The sequence below is a fragment of the Pseudoalteromonas sp. MBR-15 genome (genome assembly GCF_053628915.1).
Genome location: NZ_JBRJHH010000002.1, coordinates 404,890 through 423,167, shown reverse-complemented (window position 1 = coordinate 423,167; position 18,278 = coordinate 404,890). Strand labels below are relative to the sequence as shown.

General features: G+C 39.7%; 18 protein-coding genes and 1 riboswitch. Of the genes, 8 read left to right on the top strand and 10 right to left on the bottom strand.

What is annotated here, in order from left to right; all coding sequences use genetic code 11:
• Position 1: 1 nt before the first annotated feature.
• The gene (locus tag ACSSVW_RS04940) at positions 2–1,276 is read right to left on the bottom strand and encodes a hypothetical protein (protein ID WP_036967717.1); all 1,275 of its coding nucleotides are present in this window, start codon (positions 1,274–1,276) and stop codon (positions 2–4) included.
• A gap of 148 nt (positions 1,277–1,424) precedes the next feature.
• On the opposite strand from ACSSVW_RS04940, the gene nhaD reads away from it, so the two are divergent.
• Both nhaD and lysC read left to right on the top strand, forming a co-directional pair.
• Positions 1,425–2,672, top strand: a complete 1,248-nt coding sequence (gene nhaD, locus ACSSVW_RS04935) for a sodium:proton antiporter NhaD (RefSeq protein WP_074989311.1) — start codon at positions 1,425–1,427, stop codon at positions 2,670–2,672.
• 85 nt (positions 2,673–2,757) lie between these two features.
• A riboswitch (Lysine riboswitch) is annotated at positions 2,758–2,930 on the top strand.
• An 81-nt stretch (positions 2,931–3,011) separates the two neighbouring features.
• On the top strand, positions 3,012–4,391 hold the full coding sequence (gene lysC, locus ACSSVW_RS04930; protein WP_454178961.1) for a lysine-sensitive aspartokinase 3: 1,380 nt from the start codon (positions 3,012–3,014) through the stop codon (positions 4,389–4,391).
• Here lysC and ACSSVW_RS04925 read toward each other — a convergent pair.
• Entirely contained in the window at positions 4,368–5,108 is a 741-nt protein-coding gene (locus ACSSVW_RS04925) for a 4'-phosphopantetheinyl transferase family protein (RefSeq protein ID WP_454178960.1), read from the bottom strand. The two genes, lysC and ACSSVW_RS04925, sit on opposite strands and share 24 nt — an antisense overlap.
• A 148-nt stretch (positions 5,109–5,256) precedes the next feature.
• Between ACSSVW_RS04925 and ACSSVW_RS04920 the strand changes: the two genes are divergently transcribed.
• Positions 5,257–6,582, top strand: coding sequence for a sodium-dependent transporter (locus ACSSVW_RS04920; protein WP_454178959.1), 1,326 nt, complete (start codon positions 5,257–5,259; stop codon positions 6,580–6,582).
• Positions 6,583–6,745: 163 nt separating this feature from the next.
• Here the strand turns inward: ACSSVW_RS04920 and ACSSVW_RS04915 are convergent, their stop codons facing one another.
• Together ACSSVW_RS04915 and ACSSVW_RS04910 are read right to left on the bottom strand one after the other, a co-directional pair.
• Positions 6,746–7,729: a 2-hydroxyacid dehydrogenase gene (locus tag ACSSVW_RS04915; protein WP_180311636.1), complete on the bottom strand. Its 984-nt coding sequence runs from the start codon at positions 7,727–7,729 to the stop codon at positions 6,746–6,748.
• The gene (locus ACSSVW_RS04910; protein ID WP_065978532.1) at positions 7,695–8,210 is read right to left on the bottom strand and encodes a glutathione peroxidase; all 516 of its coding nucleotides are present in this window, start codon (positions 8,208–8,210) and stop codon (positions 7,695–7,697) included. The genes ACSSVW_RS04915 and ACSSVW_RS04910 overlap by 35 nt, the downstream gene beginning before the upstream one ends.
• 119 nt (positions 8,211–8,329) lie before the next feature.
• On the opposite strand from ACSSVW_RS04910, the gene ACSSVW_RS04905 reads away from it, so the two are divergent.
• Positions 8,330–9,211: an NAD(P)-dependent oxidoreductase gene (locus ACSSVW_RS04905; protein ID WP_036967732.1), complete on the top strand. Its 882-nt coding sequence runs from the start codon at positions 8,330–8,332 to the stop codon at positions 9,209–9,211.
• A 65-nt stretch (positions 9,212–9,276) separates the two neighbouring features.
• Here the strand turns inward: ACSSVW_RS04905 and ACSSVW_RS04900 are convergent, their stop codons facing one another.
• Both ACSSVW_RS04900 and sbcB read right to left on the bottom strand, forming a co-directional pair.
• Positions 9,277–10,080, bottom strand: coding sequence for a hypothetical protein (locus tag ACSSVW_RS04900; protein WP_454178958.1), 804 nt, complete (start codon positions 10,078–10,080; stop codon positions 9,277–9,279).
• 104 nt (positions 10,081–10,184) lie between these two features.
• Positions 10,185–11,630 (bottom strand): exodeoxyribonuclease I, encoded by a 1,446-nt coding sequence (gene sbcB / locus ACSSVW_RS04895; RefSeq protein WP_454178957.1) that lies wholly within the window; start codon positions 11,628–11,630, stop codon positions 10,185–10,187.
• A gap of 266 nt (positions 11,631–11,896) precedes the next feature.
• Between sbcB and ACSSVW_RS04890 the strand changes: the two genes are divergently transcribed.
• The 3 genes from ACSSVW_RS04890 to ACSSVW_RS04880 all read left to right on the top strand — a co-directional run bounded on the left by ACSSVW_RS04890 (position 11,897) and on the right by ACSSVW_RS04880 (position 13,240).
• Positions 11,897–12,076 carry a hypothetical protein gene (locus tag ACSSVW_RS04890; RefSeq protein WP_036967738.1) on the top strand — a complete coding sequence of 60 codons (180 nt, stop codon included), beginning with the start codon at positions 11,897–11,899 and terminating at the stop codon, positions 12,074–12,076.
• Between the two features lie 85 nt (positions 12,077–12,161).
• Entirely contained in the window at positions 12,162–12,734 is a 573-nt protein-coding gene (locus tag ACSSVW_RS04885) for a hypothetical protein (RefSeq protein ID WP_196857261.1), read from the top strand.
• 125 nt (positions 12,735–12,859) lie between these two features.
• Positions 12,860–13,240, top strand: coding sequence for a hypothetical protein (locus ACSSVW_RS04880; protein WP_074989319.1), 381 nt, complete (start codon positions 12,860–12,862; stop codon positions 13,238–13,240).
• 11 nt (positions 13,241–13,251) lie between these two features.
• On the opposite strand, the gene ACSSVW_RS04875 is transcribed toward ACSSVW_RS04880, so the two are convergent.
• Both ACSSVW_RS04875 and ACSSVW_RS04870 read right to left on the bottom strand, forming a co-directional pair.
• A complete protein-coding gene (locus ACSSVW_RS04875; protein ID WP_065978526.1) occupies positions 13,252–13,671 on the bottom strand; it encodes a hypothetical protein in 420 nt (139 codons plus the stop codon).
• Between the two features lie 85 nt (positions 13,672–13,756).
• Positions 13,757–14,701 carry a sodium-dependent bicarbonate transport family permease gene (locus ACSSVW_RS04870; protein WP_065978525.1) on the bottom strand — a complete coding sequence of 315 codons (945 nt, stop codon included), beginning with the start codon at positions 14,699–14,701 and terminating at the stop codon, positions 13,757–13,759.
• 108 nt (positions 14,702–14,809) lie between these two features.
• On the opposite strand from ACSSVW_RS04870, the gene ACSSVW_RS04865 reads away from it, so the two are divergent.
• Positions 14,810–15,769 carry a LysR family transcriptional regulator gene (locus ACSSVW_RS04865; protein WP_036967747.1) on the top strand — a complete coding sequence of 320 codons (960 nt, stop codon included), beginning with the start codon at positions 14,810–14,812 and terminating at the stop codon, positions 15,767–15,769.
• 110 nt (positions 15,770–15,879) lie between these two features.
• On the opposite strand, the gene ACSSVW_RS04860 is transcribed toward ACSSVW_RS04865, so the two are convergent.
• The gene (locus ACSSVW_RS04860; RefSeq protein ID WP_036967749.1) at positions 15,880–16,773 is read right to left on the bottom strand and encodes a TIGR01777 family oxidoreductase; all 894 of its coding nucleotides are present in this window, start codon (positions 16,771–16,773) and stop codon (positions 15,880–15,882) included.
• An 87-nt stretch (positions 16,774–16,860) separates the two neighbouring features.
• Positions 16,861–18,159, bottom strand: a complete 1,299-nt coding sequence (locus ACSSVW_RS04855) for a diguanylate cyclase domain-containing protein (protein WP_454178956.1) — start codon at positions 18,157–18,159, stop codon at positions 16,861–16,863.
• Between the last annotated feature and the right edge of the window lie 119 nt (positions 18,160–18,278).

Sequence of the window (18,278 nt, the reverse complement as noted above, 5' to 3'; positions counted from 1 at the left end):
GTTATTGCTCTGTTGCTTGTTTGTCATCAGCAGGCGATGAATTAAACGGGTAGAGTGAAAAGTGCTGCTGGGCAATCTTTATTTTTACTTTTTCTTGGCTTTGGCTGATTTCAAGGTCGCCATCGCTAATGAGTTTTTGATATAAAAACAGCATTTCGTCAGCGTCAAGGTCGGGGTAGCTTTCATCTAAGAAACTAAGCAGCGGTTGTGACTTTTTAGTGGCCTTTTTGAAGCGCTTTTTAAACTGTGATTTTACATCGTTGTAATCGGGGATATTAGGGCTTTGGTACGCCGGCACATCTTGATGCTCTGGTAGCTCGTATTCATCGTGCTCAAAGTCAACTAAACCTGCCATATAGGCGATAATATGGCGTTGTTGACCAAGTGAAAAGCGTTGTGAATCAGAAACAAAATTAGGTTGCACGGCGCTCAGCATGTTATCAACGCCATTTTTACGCACAAGCCCAAGTACTTTCGCTGCTTGGCGGGTGATTAAGTTATTACGGCGCAGCTCTTCACGCAGTGGCATTAGCATATCAGCACTTTTACGCAGGCTTTCGCGACCCACTAAATGCATTTCTAAAATACGCGTTCGAAGTTGCTCAAGCATGCGTTTGTCTTGGTATGATTTTCCGAGCCGATCAATTTGTTCAATCTGAAGGCTTATTTGCGTTTCAATGGTGTTAAAACAAGCATGGAAATCGCCGCGTATATCAACCATTTCAAGCATTGGCTCTATGTATTCGTCAAATGCTTCTATAACAGCTTGATAGCGTTTTTGGAGCGATTGTACTGCGTTATTAGCTTTAGCTTGTTCAACAATATTTAAAATAGCGTTTTCGTTATGGCTAAACAGTTTCATTATTTTGCGAACCCGATCATCCATAATTCGGCTAAAGCGACGCAGCTCGTCGTAATCTTCAATTTCTCCGGCTTTTGCTAAGCGGTTGCCCAAGCGTGCTAAGTCATCGACTAATACGTTGATCTCTTGTGCTAAACCCAAATGTTCTTCTTGCAATAAAAAGGTTGCAAAGTCAGCAATTGCGCGGTTGATTTCTAATTGCGAAGATTTTGCCAGTGGAATAATAATATCTTGATTCAATAAACGATTTGTTTCTTTATAAATGCGTTCATTTGACCAGCTTGGCTGTTTTTGTTTTATCGCATTTTGTACGTCTTTTAAGCTGAAATCAGCCATCTTAAAACGTTTAAATAAGAGTTCTAACACCCCCCAATGCTCTGTAAGGGTATTTAATAACTTTTTAGCTGGGATCATACGGCTCCAGTAAATCAAAATTTTGGTGTTAGCGTTTAGTAGTAATTTATGTAATTGAGAATAGTTTTATGACTTAGATGCTGCTAGAATCCGCGCCGAAACACTCGACTTACAATTTTTACATTTTTATAAAGGTTGTTCAAACACCATGGTAACCCCACTTATCCTAACCCTGATAGCGGTGGCATTTTTGCTTATCGTTATAGAGGATATTATCCATGTAAACAAGGCCAAAACGACGCTTTTTTTTGGCACTTTATGCTGGATTATCTTGTTTATCTCTCCAATTCATGGGCAAAGCCCAGAAACTATACAACATCAACTTGATCACAATATTTTAGAAATTGCTACTTTGTGGTTATTCCTAATGGCTGCTATGACCTTTGTCGCTTATTTAAACTCGAAAGGGTTTATTCAAAATATTGTTCACAAAATTATGCCAAATCAAATCAGCGAACGAAAGCTGATGTTTTTGATTGGTGGTTTTGCGTTTTTGTTTTCTTCTATTTCCGACAATATCACAGCAACATTAATTTCGCTTGCAGTAGTGATGTCGCTAAAGCTTGATCCAAAAAAATTAATAAAATACGCGACCCTCATTGTATTCAGTGTGAACTCTGGTGGGGTATCACTTATTACGGGTGATGTAACGACCTTAATGATTTTCCTTGATGAGAAAGTCACCATCGGTAACTTGTTATTGCTTATTGTGCCTTCACTTGCAAGTGTGGCGCTATTGGCTGTTATGCTATCTACGGGGATGTCAGGGAATGTCGTATTCGAAAAACAAGCTGCCCGCCGCATAGAAAAGACCGACATCACCATTGCGGTGATCTTTTTCTCGACGATTATCGCAACCCTAACACTCAGTGTGCTTTATAGTGTGCCACCACTATTAACCTTTTTATTTGGTTTGTCGTTAATGTTTTTAGTGGCGCAATTTTTAATGCGCAAGAAAGACGTTAACAAAAAAATTATTGATTATATTCGTGAAATTGAATACGACACGCTCTTATTCTTCGTGGGTGTATTGCTACTCGTAGGTGCGCTTAAAGAAGTGGGTATGCTGTCTAAATTTACGCACTTATATGAGCTTATGGCGCCTGAGTATGCAAACTACTTAATGGGCTTGTTGTCGGCTGCGGTTGATAACGTGCCGCTAACGGCTGCATTACTGAAAGCCGATATTGTCATGAGCCCTCAGCAATGGTTATCGTTTACCTATGCAACAGGTGTCGGAGGCTCAATGCTTATTATCGGCTCTGCAGCGGGTATTATCGCAATGAGTAAAGTAAAAGCATTAACGTTTATGAGTTATTTAAAAATGTCGCTGTATTTATTAATAGCTTATACAACGGGTTATTATGGCTCATACCTAGCGGGAAGTTTTATTTAATACTTGACAGCTAGACGTCTAAACGATAAGTTTCAAAGCCTGCTTTTTATAGCAGGCTTTGTTATTTTAACCAGGTGTTAACTTAACATTCAGAAGAGGTGCGATACTTAGGTATTTAATGTGAGGTGACGATTGCCAATGACCATTAAAGAGGGAAGTACTCGCCGAGGAAAGTAATCGGTCGTCGCGGTTATTTTTCGGTTTATGGGGCTGAATCCTCAAAACTGTCACCAAACTAGGTGGAGAGCTTCTGGCAGTGGACTACTCTTTTTTATCAAAGCACCCCTTGCCGAGTTCTTCTTGAATTAATGTGGATTGTTACCCACAAAAGGAGACGACATGAATACCCAATTAGCCGCCAACTCGAAATCAGATTATGTAGTTGCAAAATTTGGTGGCACCAGTGTAGCTAACTTTGACGCCATGAGTCGTTGTGCAGAAATTGTCTGTGCAGATAATCAAGTACGCGTTGTTGCAGTGAGTGCAAGTGCGGGCGTAACCAATCATTTAGTTGCACTGTGTAAAGGTGATTTAAGCGCAGCACAGCGCGATGAACACATCACAGGTGTTATTGCTATTCAAGAAAATATTTTAGCTGAGCTGTCGCTGGATGCCGATTTAGCTCATGGCTTTGATGAAACCTTAAAAGCATTTCAAACGCTTGCAGCAGCAGGGGCTAAATCGGCCGCTGAGCAAGATGAACTGCTGAGCTATGGTGAGCGCTTGTCATCTTATTTATTTACTCAAGTACTGCGTGGTCAGGGCTTAGATGCTGTGCGATTTGATGTGCGTAAAGTCTTAAAAACAGATAGTCAATTTGCAAAAGCTACCCCAAACATTGCTGCAACAGCCGCGGCAGCACAAAAACATTTAGTGCCCTTATTAGCAGAACAAGTTGTGGTAACCCAAGGCTTTATTGGCAGTGATGAGCACAACCAAACAACCACGTTAGGCCGTGGTGGTTCTGACTACAGCGCGGCATTGCTTGCAGAAGCAATTAACGCTAAAAGTGTGCATATTTGGACTGATGTAGTGGGTATTTTCAGTACAGATCCGCGTTTATGTGTAAAAGCCACGCCTATTGCTCGACTAAGCTTTGACGAAGCAGCTGAAATGGCAACATTTGGGGCAAAAGTATTGCACCCCGCGACTATTTTACCGGCAAGTCGCAGCCATATTAGCGTGTTTGTTGGCTCAAGCCGTGAACCGCAATTAGGGGGCACATGGATTGAAAAAGAAAAGTCAGAGCAGCCTGGTATTCGAGCAGTCACACAGCGTAAAAACCAAATTCTTTTAACGGTTAAAAGCCCAGAAATGCTTTTAGCCAGTGGTTTCTTAGCGCGTGTTTTCACTATTTTAAGTGAGTTTAATATCTCGGTTGATTTAGTAACAACCTCTGAAATCAGTGTGGCAATTACCTTAGATAACGCACCTAACGCATCACGCCCAGAGCTTGATCAAGCCTGTTTAGATAAACTCTCTGAATTTTGTCATGTATCGGTTGAGAATAACTTAACGCTGGTGGCATTAATTGGTTCAGAAATTCAATTGCGTCAGCAAGAAACTAACTTAATGCAGGTATTGAGTGATTTTAATATTCGCTTAATCTGTCATGGTGCAAGTAAACATAACCTGTGCTTTTTAGTTGAGCAGAGTGAGTCTGACCTTGTTGTTCAAGCTATTCATAGTCGTTTATTAGAAAGCCAAAACGCGGCGTAAGTCGTCAAATGTCATAAAAGAGCACTGCCAGTCAGTGCTTTTTTGTACCACCACGCTAATATCAAAATCATTTACGGTTCGGCTTGATGCGGTCAAGCTATGTTTTTCAATTTCCTCAAACACATTTGGGCTCAAGAGCTTAGCGATAGGCTGTGCAGTTGCTTTGGCCAACGCTTCTTTGAGTGTCCAAATTCTAAAAAAACACCCAGCTTGCTCGTTTATATCGTTAAAGGCGCTAATTAGGTTGACTTCCTCTGGGTGATAAAAGTGTTTGGCAAGTTTTACAAAGGGGCGTGTTTTTGTGCAGTGTTCAATATCGAAACCAAATTTATGTTGCTCAGGGTTGAGTGCTGCGCCGATAAAACCACGCGAATGCGATAAACAGGCCCAAATGGGCTCACCCTCAGGCGTGTGTAGTTTAAGCTTGCTGTCTGAGTCATCAAATTGGCTTGAAATGTCGCAAAGAGGTGTGTTTTTAAATGCTGGAACGCTGAGTTTTAATAAATACTTAAGTGTTAACCTCGTGGCAATGTACTCTTGTTTTGCCGCTTGTACTTTGCGCTTTGTAAGTACGCTTTGCTCAAACTGGCTGAGTAATTTACTAACCGGCAGGGCACTAATATCGATATGTGAAGCATCCACAAGTACGATCTGTTTATCAGCAGAACTTACTGCTGAATCAATTTTTAAAGTGTTAGAAAAATAGTGACTGCTCATGGTTTGCGGCTTTCGCATATACTCAGAATTAGATTTGTTTATTTTTACAGCAAATGCACGGTTGCAGGCACACACAAACGCAAATTGTTTACGCAGTTGACTGTAATTATGGTTTAATGAGGAAAAATAATAACAGAAATGTAGATGTATGGCACAAGTTCGTGACGGCTTCCAAAGTCGTATTGGTTTTGTTCTCGCCGCTTCTGGTGCGGCAGTAGGTTTAGGTAATATTTGGGGTTTCCCAACGCAAGCGGCAAACCATGGCGGCGGTGCATTTTTACTTGTTTATTTTATTGTTATTTTCTTATTAGCGCTTCCAGCCTTGTACACCGAACTGTATTTAGGTCATCAAGCGCAAGCAAATCCTGTTAAAGCGTTATCAAGTGCATGGCAAGATACCTCGCCAAAAGTCGGTGCCGCAGCGGGTTACATAGGCCTTTTTGGCGCCATTGTGATGCTAAGTTTTTATTCGATTGTTGCAGGCTGGATGCTCGCATATGCGCTAGAACCAATCGCTAGCTTTTTTGGTTTAGCTAAGCTCAGTGACTTTTTACACAGTGATTCAATGGCGCGCAATTTTGTGTTTACGCCACTCATGCTTATCTTAACAGCCAGTATTATTTTAAAAGGGGTTAAATCGGGTATCGAGACCTGGTCACGCCGCTTAATGCCACTATTGTTAGTGTTGCTGGTGGCTTTAATTGCTTATATTGCCACCCTTGATGGCGCAATGGATGGCTTTGCTGCTTATTTAGTGCCTGATTTTAGTCAAATTTTCGATGCAAACTTAATTATTGCCGCGATGGGGCAAGCGTTCTTTTCATTGTCGTTAGGTGTGGGGTGTATGATGGTATATGGCTCATATTTAAAGCCAGACGCCAACTTACCAAAACTAACAGGCACGGTTGCATTGCTTGATACGGGTGTGGCATTTTTAGCAGGGTTATTAATTATTCCTGCCATTTTTGTTGCTCAGCACAACGGCGTTGAGGTATTCAGTAATGGTAAGCTAGTCGGTGAGGGGCAATTAATTTTTGCAATATTACCTGAGCTTTTTAGCACTATGGGGCAAGTAGGCTTACTGGTTGGCTTGTTGTTTTTTGTGTTGATGTCGATTGCATCGGTGACCTCAACTATTTCATCAACTGAAATTCCTGTCGCATTTTTAGTTGAAAATCACAGCATTGAGCGTAAACAAGCCACGTTATTTGTAACCTTAGTTGTGTTTGTTGCTTCATCTTTGATCATTCTTAACTTTGATTGGTTATTTGGCTTAGTGATTATGGTATTAACACAATACCAATTACCGCTGATGGGGCTGTTTTATTTCATTACTGTAGGTTGGTTATGGAAACGTGGTAACAAATTACACCAAGTGGCGAGTGGCTCACATTATTGGTTCGCTCAGTACATTCGTTTTGTGTGTCCGTTACTGATGACCGCAGTGTTCGTGAATGTGGCGCTGTTGAAATAAAACTATCAGCTTAATTCGAAAGTCACTTGTTTAAAAGGCGTAGGGCGCAAACCTTACGCCCTTATTGTTTAAGTGCATAGAGCTATTTTAAGCGCATAGAGTTATTTTAAGCGCATAGAGTTAAGCGCATAGAACTATTTTAAGCGCATAGAATTAAGCGCATTTAAATAACTTCATTAGTCAGTGGCAAGCCTTGGCTTAACTCATTAGCACTTTGCAGTGTGGTGCAAGCTATTTCGTTAAGGGCTTCTTGAGTGAAAAAACCTTGGTGCCCTGTAACAAGTACGTTTGGGAAACTGACTAAGCGAGAAAAAATGTCATCTTGCATAATTTCTTCACGGTGATCTTTAAAGAACAGTTCTGATTCTTGTTCGTAAACATCAAGCCCCAGATAGCCAATTTTTTTTGATTTTAGCGCATTGATACAGGCTTTACTGTCTAGTAGCGCACCGCGTGAGGTGTTGATTAACATGACACCTTCTTTCATTTTTTCAAATGCAGCTTCATTAATTAAGTGATGGGTATGCTCATTTAGTGGACAGTGCAAAGAAATGACATCACTTTGCGTGAGTAGGGTATCTAAGTCACATAGCGTAAATGGCCCTGCTTTTACTTTAGGATCACACACTAAAACGTTAGCGCCAAAACCATTTAAAATATTTACCAGTGCTAAGCCAATTTTACCACAGCCGATAATGCCAATGGTTTTTTTAAATAGGTTAAAGCCGAGTAAGCCATTTAAATCAAAGTTGCCTTCGCGAACGCGATTAAATGCTTTATGTGTTTTGCGATTAAGTGTCAACATGAGCGCAATACAATGCTCTGCAACTGCTTCTGGGCTGTAAGCGGGTACGCGGCAAACCTTTATTCCATGCTCTTTGGCGGCTTCAAGGTCAACATTATTAAAGCCAGCACAGCGTAATAAAATGGCTTTAACACCATCGTTCGCTAAAGCAGAAATGACGTGTTTATCGACGGTATCGTTAACAAACACGCATACAGCATCAAAACCTTTGCTTAATGGTGCGGTTGTTATATTCAGTGATTGCTCAATGAAGCTCAGAGAAACAGACTCACTGTAATTAGTTGAGTTATTGTCAAAGAAGGGTTTCTCATATTTTTGCGCACTGAATAAGGCCAGCTTTATCATTTAAATTACTCTCTATCACCATTTTGAGGGTTTCAGGTTTGGTACGCGGGGCGTACCGTGCAATGAGTTGACCTTCTGAGTTTATAAGAAATTTGGTGAAATTCCATTTAATTGCGCGGTTTTGCGCAATTCCACGTGTATGGCATTTTAAATAATTAAATAACGGATGCGCCTCAGGCCCATTAACGAGCACTTTATTAAAAAGAGGAAAGCTTACATTAAAGTGTTGCTGGTAATACGCTAATAATTCTCCACCTTCGAGTGGCTCATTATGACCAAATTGGTTACAGGCAAAACCCAGCACAGTAAAATTATGGTCTTTATATGTGTTGTAAAGTTTTTCGAGACTTGCCATTTGCATCGAAAAATTACATTTACTGGCAATGTTAACAATAAGAGTGGTTTTGCCTTGTAGCGACGCAAGGCTAAAATTTTCACCAGACGCAAGCTGGGCATTAAAACGATATATACTATCCATGTTTTACCTGTGTGTTTTTAACTTACTTAAAATTAATGAACGCTTTTTCATTCGCTTTTTAGTTATTCGATTGAGATAATGAAATTGTTACTAATTTATCACTCAAATAGGTCAGTTTTATGTCAATGAAAGTCGCCTTCATCGGATTAGGTGTCATGGGTTACCCTATGGCGGGTCATCTTGCTAACGCAGGTCATCACGTGACTGTTTATAACCGCACAACAGCAAAAGCACAAAAGTGGGTATCAGAATATCAAGGTCACTACAGCGAAACGCCAAAAGAAGCGGCAAAAGACGCTGACATTGTGTTTATGTGTGTTGGTAACGACGATGATTTACGCTCAGTGGTGTACGGCGAAAATGGTGTACTGGCTAGCATGCAAGCCGGTAGCTATTTAGTTGACCATACAACGACCTCAGCAGAAGTCGCTCGTGAAGTGGGTGCTAAAGCTAAGCAACAAGGTATTGCGTTTTTAGATGCCCCTGTGTCTGGTGGTCAGGCTGGTGCAGAGAATGGTGTTCTCACTGTGATGGTGGGTGGCGCAGAGGCTGACTTTGGTGTTGTGCAACCTGTCATGGCTGCTTTTAGTCGTTTTAGCCAACTATTAGGTGAAGTAGGTTCAGGGCAGCTTTGCAAAATGGTGAACCAAATTTGTATTGCCGGTGTAGTGCAGGGCTTAGCAGAAGGACTTCATTTTGCTAAACAAGCTGGTCTTGATGGTGAAAAAGTAATTGAAACAATTTCTAAAGGTGCCGCAGGTTCATGGCAAATGGAAAACCGCTACAAAACAATGTGGGCAGGTGAGTACGAATTTGGCTTTGCAGTCGATTGGATGCGTAAAGATTTAGGCATTGCTCTTGATGAGGCAAAAGCGAACGGCGCAACGTTGCCTATGACGGCAACAGTTGACCAGTATTATGCCGATGTACAAGCCTTAGGCGGCGGCCGATACGACACATCTAGTTTATTAGCACGTATTGAGGCATTGCATAAAAAGTAATGGGGTATTGGTCATAAATAGTGCCTAGCATTGCTAGGCACATGTGAACTCTTATAAAAACTATTTTAATAGCAGCTAACTTGCGAGACTAATCTTTGCTCATTTTCAGCCCTCGTAAAGGCAATTTTACAATGAGTGCCTATATTAAGTGAGCCCCCATAGACAATATCTACAAAAGGTTGTGTATTACTGGTACTTAGGTTTGCATTGAAGAGTGTTGAACCATCTGAGTTCTTAACTGTTTTCGTTAAATCTGCGACTAAGCTATATTTGCCATTTTTTATCTCTATTAGTGCAAAAGGTTCGCCGCGACTGTCTTTTACTAAGACGATATTTTGGTCTCCACTATCAAACAAGGATGCAAATACATCTTTGAAATCTATAGTTCCGCTTGCAAAGTTTTTGAAGTCTTCACTGAAACTTGTTCCATTGTTTTGCACACTTGGCTCTGAGGTATTGCGGTTATTTCTGGTTACAACTGTGGAAGTAAATGCGCTATGTAATGCACTTGATTCAAAAGCTTTTTTAAAGCGAGTGAAGGCACTAAAAGTATCAGAAACACTTGTTGGTGCTGAGCAAGCATTACAATTAATTATAAAGTCATGGTGGAACTGTTTAAATATAACTGACCTAGATTTAATGACATTTGTAGAAAATGAGATTGAATCATTATTTTCAGAATAAAGTGTTGTATCAATCTTCTCGTAATCTATTCCCCTCTCATTACACTGACCCATATAGCTAGCATCAGGTTTATATATACAAGCGCGTATGTAAGTTTCGAAATCCATTTTGGATTCAAAAGAGTAGGCATGGCTTATGCCAATGAATAAAATGACAAATAGGGTAAAATGCATACTTTTTTTCATAAATATTCCTTTATTTATATAATGTTAGAGCATTGCTTTTTGTATAAACGGTTTAATCTTATAAGGTGCCATTTTCACAAAAAGCATGGTAATTGATGGTTATATTACATACTTTGTGCGTAGTTATACAGTGCTTTTAAAATGTGCAGATTTTTTTCATTATCGTCGTGCTCATGAGCTAAATTTTCGAGCGTAATCATAAAATCGTGTGCACTAATAGAAGGACTGTCATCGCCGTGCATTAATTTATTTTGGCAATACATACGCCACTGTGCAAGTTCGTCTTGGCTTAAGGTGTGTGGCCAGTTGCGAGCACGGTATCTAAACAACAAGGTATTAAACTTTTTGTCTTCAAAATCTAACTGCATTGTGGCCAGTTGCTCAGGGCTTGCATCGCGAATAATGGCAAATTTGGCTTTATCGGCATGGCTCGTAAAGCCATCATAAAGTTGATAGTCAGGGTTATGTGTTTCACCGTAGTCACGTTGTTCGTTAAATACTTCGGTTACTTTGTCGCGAAGTTCAGTATTGGCTTTTAATATAGCAAGGTTTTGCAAACACTTTTCGCGGTCTATCCCTAGGCGTGCGGCATTTTCTGGTAATAGTGTTTTAGCGGGCGCAAGAATAGGGCACTTATTTAAGTGAACTAGTTTTAAGCCGACAGGGGCCTCGTTTTCGCCAAGGTCGGTGTGTTTGGTGTAAAGGCGTGTCCGTAACTCTTCAACCGATAAATCTAATAACACCTGCGGATCATCTGTTAAATTAAAGCAGATGATGGCGTTTTTGTTTACTGGATGAAAACTCATCGGCGCTATCCAGCTAGTACAGCCTTGGCTTGCCGGTATGCGTGATGAAGTATGTACCAGCGGTGTCATGTTGAACACATCAACTAAATCAGCCAGCGCTTTTTTAGAGCGTAAACCAAAAAAGAATTGATACAGCTTGGGTTGTTTTTCTTTTATAAGCTTTGCAAGCGCAATGGTTGCAGTAACATCACTTAACGCGTCGTGAGCTGCGGCATGTTCTATGCCGTTAGCAACAGTTAAATGCTCAAGTTTAAAGCTGGGTGTGCCATCATCTTTTAATGGCCACTCAATACCTTCTGGTCGCAACGCATAACAAGCACGAACAAGGTCAATAATATCCCAACGGCTATTATTGTTTTTATACTCTCGCTCGTAAGGGTCATAAAAATTACGATATAGACTGTAACGTGTTACTTCATCGTCAAAGCGAATACTGTTATAGCCAGCTACACAGGTGTTAGGCTGACTAAACTCGGCATGAATTTTTGCTATAAATTCGGCTTCAGGCAGTCCTTTTTGCATGGCTATTTGTGGTGTAATGCCGGTTATTAAACACGCCTCTGGGTGCGGTAAATAGTCTGCCGCGGGCTTACAATATTCAATGAGCGGCTCACCAATAATATTTAAATCAAGATCGGTACGTATGCCAGCAAATTGACTCGGGCGGTCTTTTTGCGGACTGGCGCCAAAGGTCTCGTAGTCATGCCAGTAAATTGTTGGTTGCTGTTGTTCTTGATATGCCATGCATTAAACCTTGCTAAGCGTATGTGCGCTTACCATTAAATTTATTAGTTAACAGAATTATGGCATAGAGCCTTATTAGTTTATAGAGCAAAGCGTAAAGGTGTTAGGGAATGTCTATTTTACCAACAAGGGTAGAACAAAAAATAGCCTATTGATTGTTTTTTATGCTTATATAGAGATTAAGAGTGTTGTGTTACTAAAATAGCAATATAAGTGGCGCAGTACTTGCTAAGAAACAGCATCTTTAACAATGAAGGAACAAAAAAATGACTTTATCAGCCCTATTACTATCTACTTTAGCATTCGACGCAGCACCAGCAACAAGTTTTGATACTACAAAGCTACAGGGTTCTGGTGGTATCGTTATTTTGGTTCCACCAAAAAAAGAAAACTTACAAGGTTCGGGTGGAATCGTTATATTAGTACCAAAAAAGAAAGAAAACTAAGCACTTATAAGAGAAAGCCAGCTCAAATGCTGGTTTTTTTCTATCTATAGGATTATGATTGTGCGCATCTTTAATAGGATGTGTCATGCAATATCTAGTTGATTTATACAATGAATTACTTGTGGCTACAGCAGTGCACGAAGTTTTTTCAATTCAAGTGATCATTGCGCTTTGTTATACAGTAGCTCTAATAAATTCTTTTTACCGAGCTTATAAACATAAAGAGCATTTTAGCGATTTCCTCTCAATTGCGGTAGTCTCATCAAAATACTTAATTACTTCACTCCTTATGGAAAAGGTTTTACTTTTCATATCTGATGGTGGCAGTGGGGAGTTTGCTCAAAATATTTACCTCGCGTTAGCGGCGATAAATGTTTTAAGTATGATTGTTTTGTATAAATTACATACAACGTTTAGTTATGTATTTGGTGAATTATTTTTTTGTATAATGAAATTAACTTTACTACTCGCATTAGCTCACATCATCTTATGGTTCAAACTTGTCGTACTGTTTATCCAAGCCGAGCACGCCTATATTCATTACATTTACAGTTTTGTCGTCCTTTACATTAGTATTGCTTTAGCTGTGGTGATGCTTTTCCCCAGTTTGCTTAAAACGAAGTTAAAATTTTTGGTGAGTCCAAGTTGGCCACACTAGAGATTGGGCGCGAATCAGATATTTCTTATATATCAGCCTCGTACTATCATTTATAATGCTTTTTCCTGATGTATTACGAACCAAGTTTGGGTGTATAGTAACATTTAGTTTACCGAGGGAACGTGATGCTTGAACTAATTTACAGTGCAATTGCCGTTTTAGCTATCTTGCTTATAGCAAGTACATGGCTAATTGCGCGTAAAAACATATTTGAAGATCAAATAAGAAGCAAATCGGTTGAAGTCGTTTGGTGTACCATTCAGGCTGAAAATGAAACCGATATAAATAAAGCGCTCAAATTATTTAATAAAGCCGAAGCTTTAAAAAGTGAAATTGCGGCTTTACTAGGCGAGTCGCCAAATGTAGCCAACTTTAAATTTGCCGAACCAATAGATTTTACTGATGATGCGTTAAAAGATTTATCGCTGGGCGAATTGCAGCGCTACTATGATAAACAAAATAATATTGCCGATATCTATAATGAGTTGTACAAAGGCAAGAATTAAAAAAAGCCAAGTTATTTAACTTGGCTTTGTATTTTTAACTCGTTTTCAATCTGTTCTACATGAATTTCTGCCAGCTCACCCAGTGTTTCTTGATTGTGATTTTCACCCTTAATTAAGCCAGCCATAGACATTTTTTTGATACTTTTGATAATGCCGTTCTTAATCGCTTTTAATTGGTCATTACTTAATTGCACCGTGTGTTGATTTTGACCATTAAGTAAATAGTCAAAACTCACGTGTGTTGCTTTACTCGTTTTATCAATTAATGAATAAGGGATGGTGGCACTGAAAATACAGTGCTCACTAAATCCGCTTTGTAATGATAAATGGTGCTCAAGTTCTGCATTATTTTGCACATTGTATTCAGCACATAAGCGCTTAAAAATGTTACTCACATGCTGTTGCTCTGTGCTGAGAGATTGATCAAACATATAGCAAGTCCTTGCACATTTTTTCTTTATATTAAACGACTTTAGTCCAAATCGCATTCATAAAGTGATGTTTAAATTCACTTTTTTATGAGATTAGTAATGCCATATGATGATACAAACCTATACCGACTAATACATTAAACGGAAAGGTTATCCCAAGCGAGCTTAACATGGCTAAGCCAATATCTGCATCGGGGATTGCTGCTTTAATCGCTGCAGGTGCTGCAATGTAAGATGCGCTAGCAACTAAGCTTCCTAAAATTACGATTGAGCCAAGCTCAAGCTGCAATGCGGTGCCAACTCCAACACCAATCGCACCTAATAAGTTGGGTGTAATAAGTGCAAACAACGCTAAGCGCCAATGATGCCATGGAATAGGGCGTAATGTTTGTGCTGCCATAAGACCCATTTCAAGTAAAAATAAGGCTAATACAACTTTAAAGCTATTGGTTAGTAAGCTCGTAACTTGGCTGCCTTGTTGTGTACCATACATCATGCCGATAATAACGCCACCCACAAGCAGAATAACACTTTTGTTTGTTAAGGTTTCATGCCACAGCGCCTTAAGCGATAGGTTACCTGCAGAGGCTTTATTACCTAGTCGGCGATAAAGCAATAAGCCAACAATAATGGCCGGCAGCTCAAGCATGACGAGATACAGGGTTACTTCGGCACCTACCACAAGTGAATTTGATTCGGCGTACGCCAAAGCAACAGCAAATGTACCTGCACTCACCGAGCCATAATGTGCTGCAATACTTGCACTGTTTGCGACCGATAAATTAAGCAAGCGTTTGAGCACGGGGTAAAGTAGAAGAGGGATACACGCTCCGAGTAACAATACCGATCCCATTTCAGGTAATAATTGCCAATGTATATTTCCGTGTAGCACCATGCCACCTTTTAAACCAATTGTTAGCATTAACAATAGGCTGAGAGTTTCATAAGTTGCTTGCGGAATTTTTAGATCAGATCGTAATAAACCTGCGGCTAACCCTAAAACAAAAAACATGACAACAATATCAGGCACTTTTTTCTCCTCTTAGTTAAAAGCGCCGCTATTCTAAATAAAAAAACACATAGTAAATAATTAAATGAATGCTACCATCATATAGGTTTTTATCTATGAGGTGGGGTTGTGGACTTACGACATATTTCTTTTCGGCTATTAGAAGTGTTTATGTGTGTAGTTAAAACACGTTCAATTAGTGAAACGGCAAGGCAATTACATTTAACGCAGCCAACAGTATCGCAGCAAATAAAGCGACTGCAAGAAACTGTAAACGAGCCTCTCATTGTGGTTAACCAGCAGCGTATTCATATTACCGAAGCGGGGTTTGCTTTATTTCAAACTTGTCAGCAAGTGTTTGGTCATTTTGACGATTATCAAGATTATTTGGTTGAATTGAGAGGCGGTGAGCGGGGACGTTGCAAAATAGCGATTGTAAATACAGCGCAATACATCCTGCCAAAACTATTAGGGCCATACAGTAATTTACACCCGCATGTAGAGCTTCCGTTAGAAATAGGAAACAGGGCCGAAGTATTGGCTCGGTTTGAAAGAGGTGAAGATGATATTTATGTATTTAGTCATCCACCGTCGCTTGAGCACGCGAAAGCAGGGCGTTTTTTACAAAATCCCTTAGTGTTTATCGCGCCGATGAATCACCCACTGGCTAAATCTTCACACGTAACACTGCATGATTTAATGACTGAGCGCTTTTTATTGCGTGAGCCTGGTTCGGCGACACGCATGTTATTCGAAAGTGAGTTACAAAGCCGTGGCTTTGTACTTAGTGACACCGTGCAAATGGCAAGTAATGAGGCTATTAGGGTTGCCGTCGGTTCTGGAATGGGATTAGGTGTTGTGTCTCGTCATGTTTTGCCAGCACACGATAAAAGCTTTTGTATGCTTAATGTTGTTGATGTTCAGCTGGCAAGTCATTGGTATTTTGTTGTTCGGACAGATCGGCATTTATCTCATGCTGCACGTAATTTTTTAAGATTTGCAGAACTTAATTTAGAACAGTGCTTAGACAAAGAATGGGTTACAAATGAGCTTCATACGCTAAACCACAGTTTAACCATGAAGACGTAGCTACATGTATATTTTGGTACGTCACTGGTTTGCCATGATAGTTGGAAACCTTTACTGCATAACAGCATACAGTAAAGGTTTATAAAAATTTAATTTTACTTATCAATGTTTTACAGTTTTAAACTTTCCAGCGCTGGTTTTAGCTCAGGGTAATGAAAGCGATAGTTGTGCGCGAGTAATTTATTCGGCATGACGAACTGACCATGGATAAGTAAGTCTGACATTTCACCCATCATCAGCTTAAGTAACCAACTAGGCATTCTGAGCATGGCGGGGCGCGAAAGTACCGTCCCTAATGTTTGGCTAAACTCATTATTGTCAACTGGGTTTGGAGCTGTGGCATTAATTGGCCCATGCAAGTCGTCGTGGGTCAGTACAAATAATATCAGCTGAATCATATCGTCAATATGGATCCAAGACATACCTTGGTGACCATGCCCTAAAGGCCCACCAAAACCAAACTTGAATGCAGGTAACATTTTACTCAGTGCGCCACCTTGTTTGGCAAGAACAACACCCGTTCTCAGCAAGCAAACACGGGTTTTGCTTGATTGCGCTTTGGTGGCTGCATGCTCCCAATCTCGACAGAGAACATGGCTGAATTCTGGGTATATATCATTAAATTCCTCATCTATATGTTTGTCGCCTTGACGACCATAAAAACCAATGGCGCTACCAGAAATAAAGGTATGAGGAGGCGTTTCACACCGGCTAATCGCTTTAGATATTTGCAATGTTAGGTTTATTCGACTGTCGAGCAAACGGCGTTTTTGTGACTCGCTCCAACGTTTGTTAACAATAGGCTCGCCAGCCAAATTTATCACTGCATCTATATCTTCAAAATCAACCTCATCCAACGACTTTACAGCATGCACTTGATGAGTCAGTAATACATTGGCTTGAATAGGATTTCGGCTCAGTACTGTGACTTTATGATGGTTTAAAAGAAATGGGCACAAATGCTTTCCAATGAGGCCTGTTCCACCTGTTAATAAAATATGCATAGGGCACCTTAATTAAATGAGTGTATGTTTTTTATACATAGCGACTGAGCTTTTTGCAAATTTGTACGTAATAAGTATTGAATAAGTTCAGTTATCTCCCTCAATTCCTTGAAAAATTTTATATGTGTGTAACTGGCTTTGCTTGGCTTCGTACATTGCCTGATCAGCAAATTTTAATAATTGTGTATGGTCAGTTGTGTGATCGGGTGAGACAGCAATACCAATACTTAAAGTGACTTTTAAGTTATGCTGCTCAACCTCAAAGGGGCTGTTGAACTTATCGAGCAAGTGCTTGATCATCGCATCAATATAACTTAGTTTTCTGAGGTGGTGAGCCACAATAATAAATTCATCACCGCCATAACGATATACATCATCATCAGCACGCACAGCGCCAGTTATTCTTTTTGCAGCTTCAACAAGCACTTTATCACCAACGACATGACCGTATTGATCGTTTAATTGTTTAAACTGATTAATATCGATAAATATAACAGCCATCTTATTGTTCTTTGAGCTTGCACTAATGGCGAATTTTAATTGACGGTCAAGCTCTGTTCGGTTCAACACACCTGTAAGGTGGTCATGACTTACCAAAAAACTTAATTTGTTGGTGCGCCTGTAAATAATGTTGCTCATACGATGAAAACGTCGAAGTAAATAGCCAATTTCATTGGTGTCACATTTTTCAATACGATCAGGTATTTCGCCTTTTTCTAGCTTTTCGGTATTTTTAAGTAATCTCTTTAGCGGTTTAAACAGCTTATTGTTAATGTAAAAAGCACAAAAAATGGATAGGAAAATAAATAACGGAATTTGCACAGATACGACTTGCGTAATAAGTAATCGATGCTTCTGAAAATCTGCGTTTCGCTCAGCCAACCTCGTACGCTCAACATTTTGAAATTGTTTTATTAACGCCTCAATTTGCTCCATTAACGCTTTACCTTCGTTGGTGTAAACAATGCTTTTTGCCTCTTCGGCTGCATGAGGCGTATTTTGTTTTATTAAATTAATCGTTAAATTCAGTTCGGCGAATTTTTTCTCAATCAGTGCATCAAGTTGTGCAAGGTTTTGTTGCTGTTTTTTGTCATTCAGAGTCAGCTTATTGAGTATTAGGAATTGTTCTTTCGTTTTTTCTAAACCACGGTAGTAGGGATCAAGATAATTGAGGTTCTCTGTTAAAAGATAACCTCTTTGGCCCGTTTCAGCATTAATAATATGGTTATAGAGTCGTTCAGATTGATCAATAATCTCATGAGTATGATTAAGTACATCAAATTTTAAACGGCCTTCTCTGTCGAGAATAAAGACAATAAAAGTGTTTATCAAAACGACAATAAACAAAGTGCTCAATAATAATATTAATTGTGTTCTAAGAGACATTGAGAGGCCAGAGCTGAGAAATGAGTGATTTATAATAATAAAGTATTGTCGATACTTAGAAATTTTCCAATTTTCGCCTCAATTTAGTGGCTTAAAATGACGTAGTTTGAGTGATAAAT

Excerpts from the sequence above, each read along its gene's own strand:
- ACSSVW_RS04855 (WP_454178956.1), bottom strand. The coding sequence starts at position 18,159 with ATGTCTCTTAGAACACAATTAATATTATTATTGAGCACTTTGTTTATT.
- ACSSVW_RS04940 (WP_036967717.1), bottom strand. The coding sequence starts at position 1,276 with ATGATCCCAGCTAAAAAGTTATTAAATACCCTTACAGAGCATTGGGGG.
- ACSSVW_RS04880 (WP_074989319.1), top strand. The coding sequence starts at position 12,860 with ATGCTTGAACTAATTTACAGTGCAATTGCCGTTTTAGCTATCTTGCTT.
- ACSSVW_RS04885 (WP_196857261.1), top strand. The coding sequence starts at position 12,162 with ATGCAATATCTAGTTGATTTATACAATGAATTACTTGTGGCTACAGCA.
- ACSSVW_RS04920 (WP_454178959.1), top strand. The coding sequence starts at position 5,257 with ATGGCACAAGTTCGTGACGGCTTCCAAAGTCGTATTGGTTTTGTTCTC.
- ACSSVW_RS04890 (WP_036967738.1), top strand. The coding sequence starts at position 11,897 with ATGACTTTATCAGCCCTATTACTATCTACTTTAGCATTCGACGCAGCA.
- nhaD (WP_074989311.1), top strand. The coding sequence starts at position 1,425 with ATGGTAACCCCACTTATCCTAACCCTGATAGCGGTGGCATTTTTGCTT.
- ACSSVW_RS04905 (WP_036967732.1), top strand. The coding sequence starts at position 8,330 with ATGTCAATGAAAGTCGCCTTCATCGGATTAGGTGTCATGGGTTACCCT.
- ACSSVW_RS04900 (WP_454178958.1), bottom strand. The coding sequence starts at position 10,080 with ATGAAAAAAAGTATGCATTTTACCCTATTTGTCATTTTATTCATTGGC.
- ACSSVW_RS04860 (WP_036967749.1), bottom strand. The coding sequence starts at position 16,773 with ATGCATATTTTATTAACAGGTGGAACAGGCCTCATTGGAAAGCATTTG.
- ACSSVW_RS04875 (WP_065978526.1), bottom strand. The coding sequence starts at position 13,671 with ATGTTTGATCAATCTCTCAGCACAGAGCAACAGCATGTGAGTAACATT.
- ACSSVW_RS04910 (WP_065978532.1), bottom strand. The coding sequence starts at position 8,210 with ATGGATAGTATATATCGTTTTAATGCCCAGCTTGCGTCTGGTGAAAAT.
- lysC (WP_454178961.1), top strand. The coding sequence starts at position 3,012 with ATGAATACCCAATTAGCCGCCAACTCGAAATCAGATTATGTAGTTGCA.
- ACSSVW_RS04925 (WP_454178960.1), bottom strand. The coding sequence starts at position 5,108 with ATGAGCAGTCACTATTTTTCTAACACTTTAAAAATTGATTCAGCAGTA.
- sbcB (WP_454178957.1), bottom strand. The coding sequence starts at position 11,630 with ATGGCATATCAAGAACAACAGCAACCAACAATTTACTGGCATGACTAC.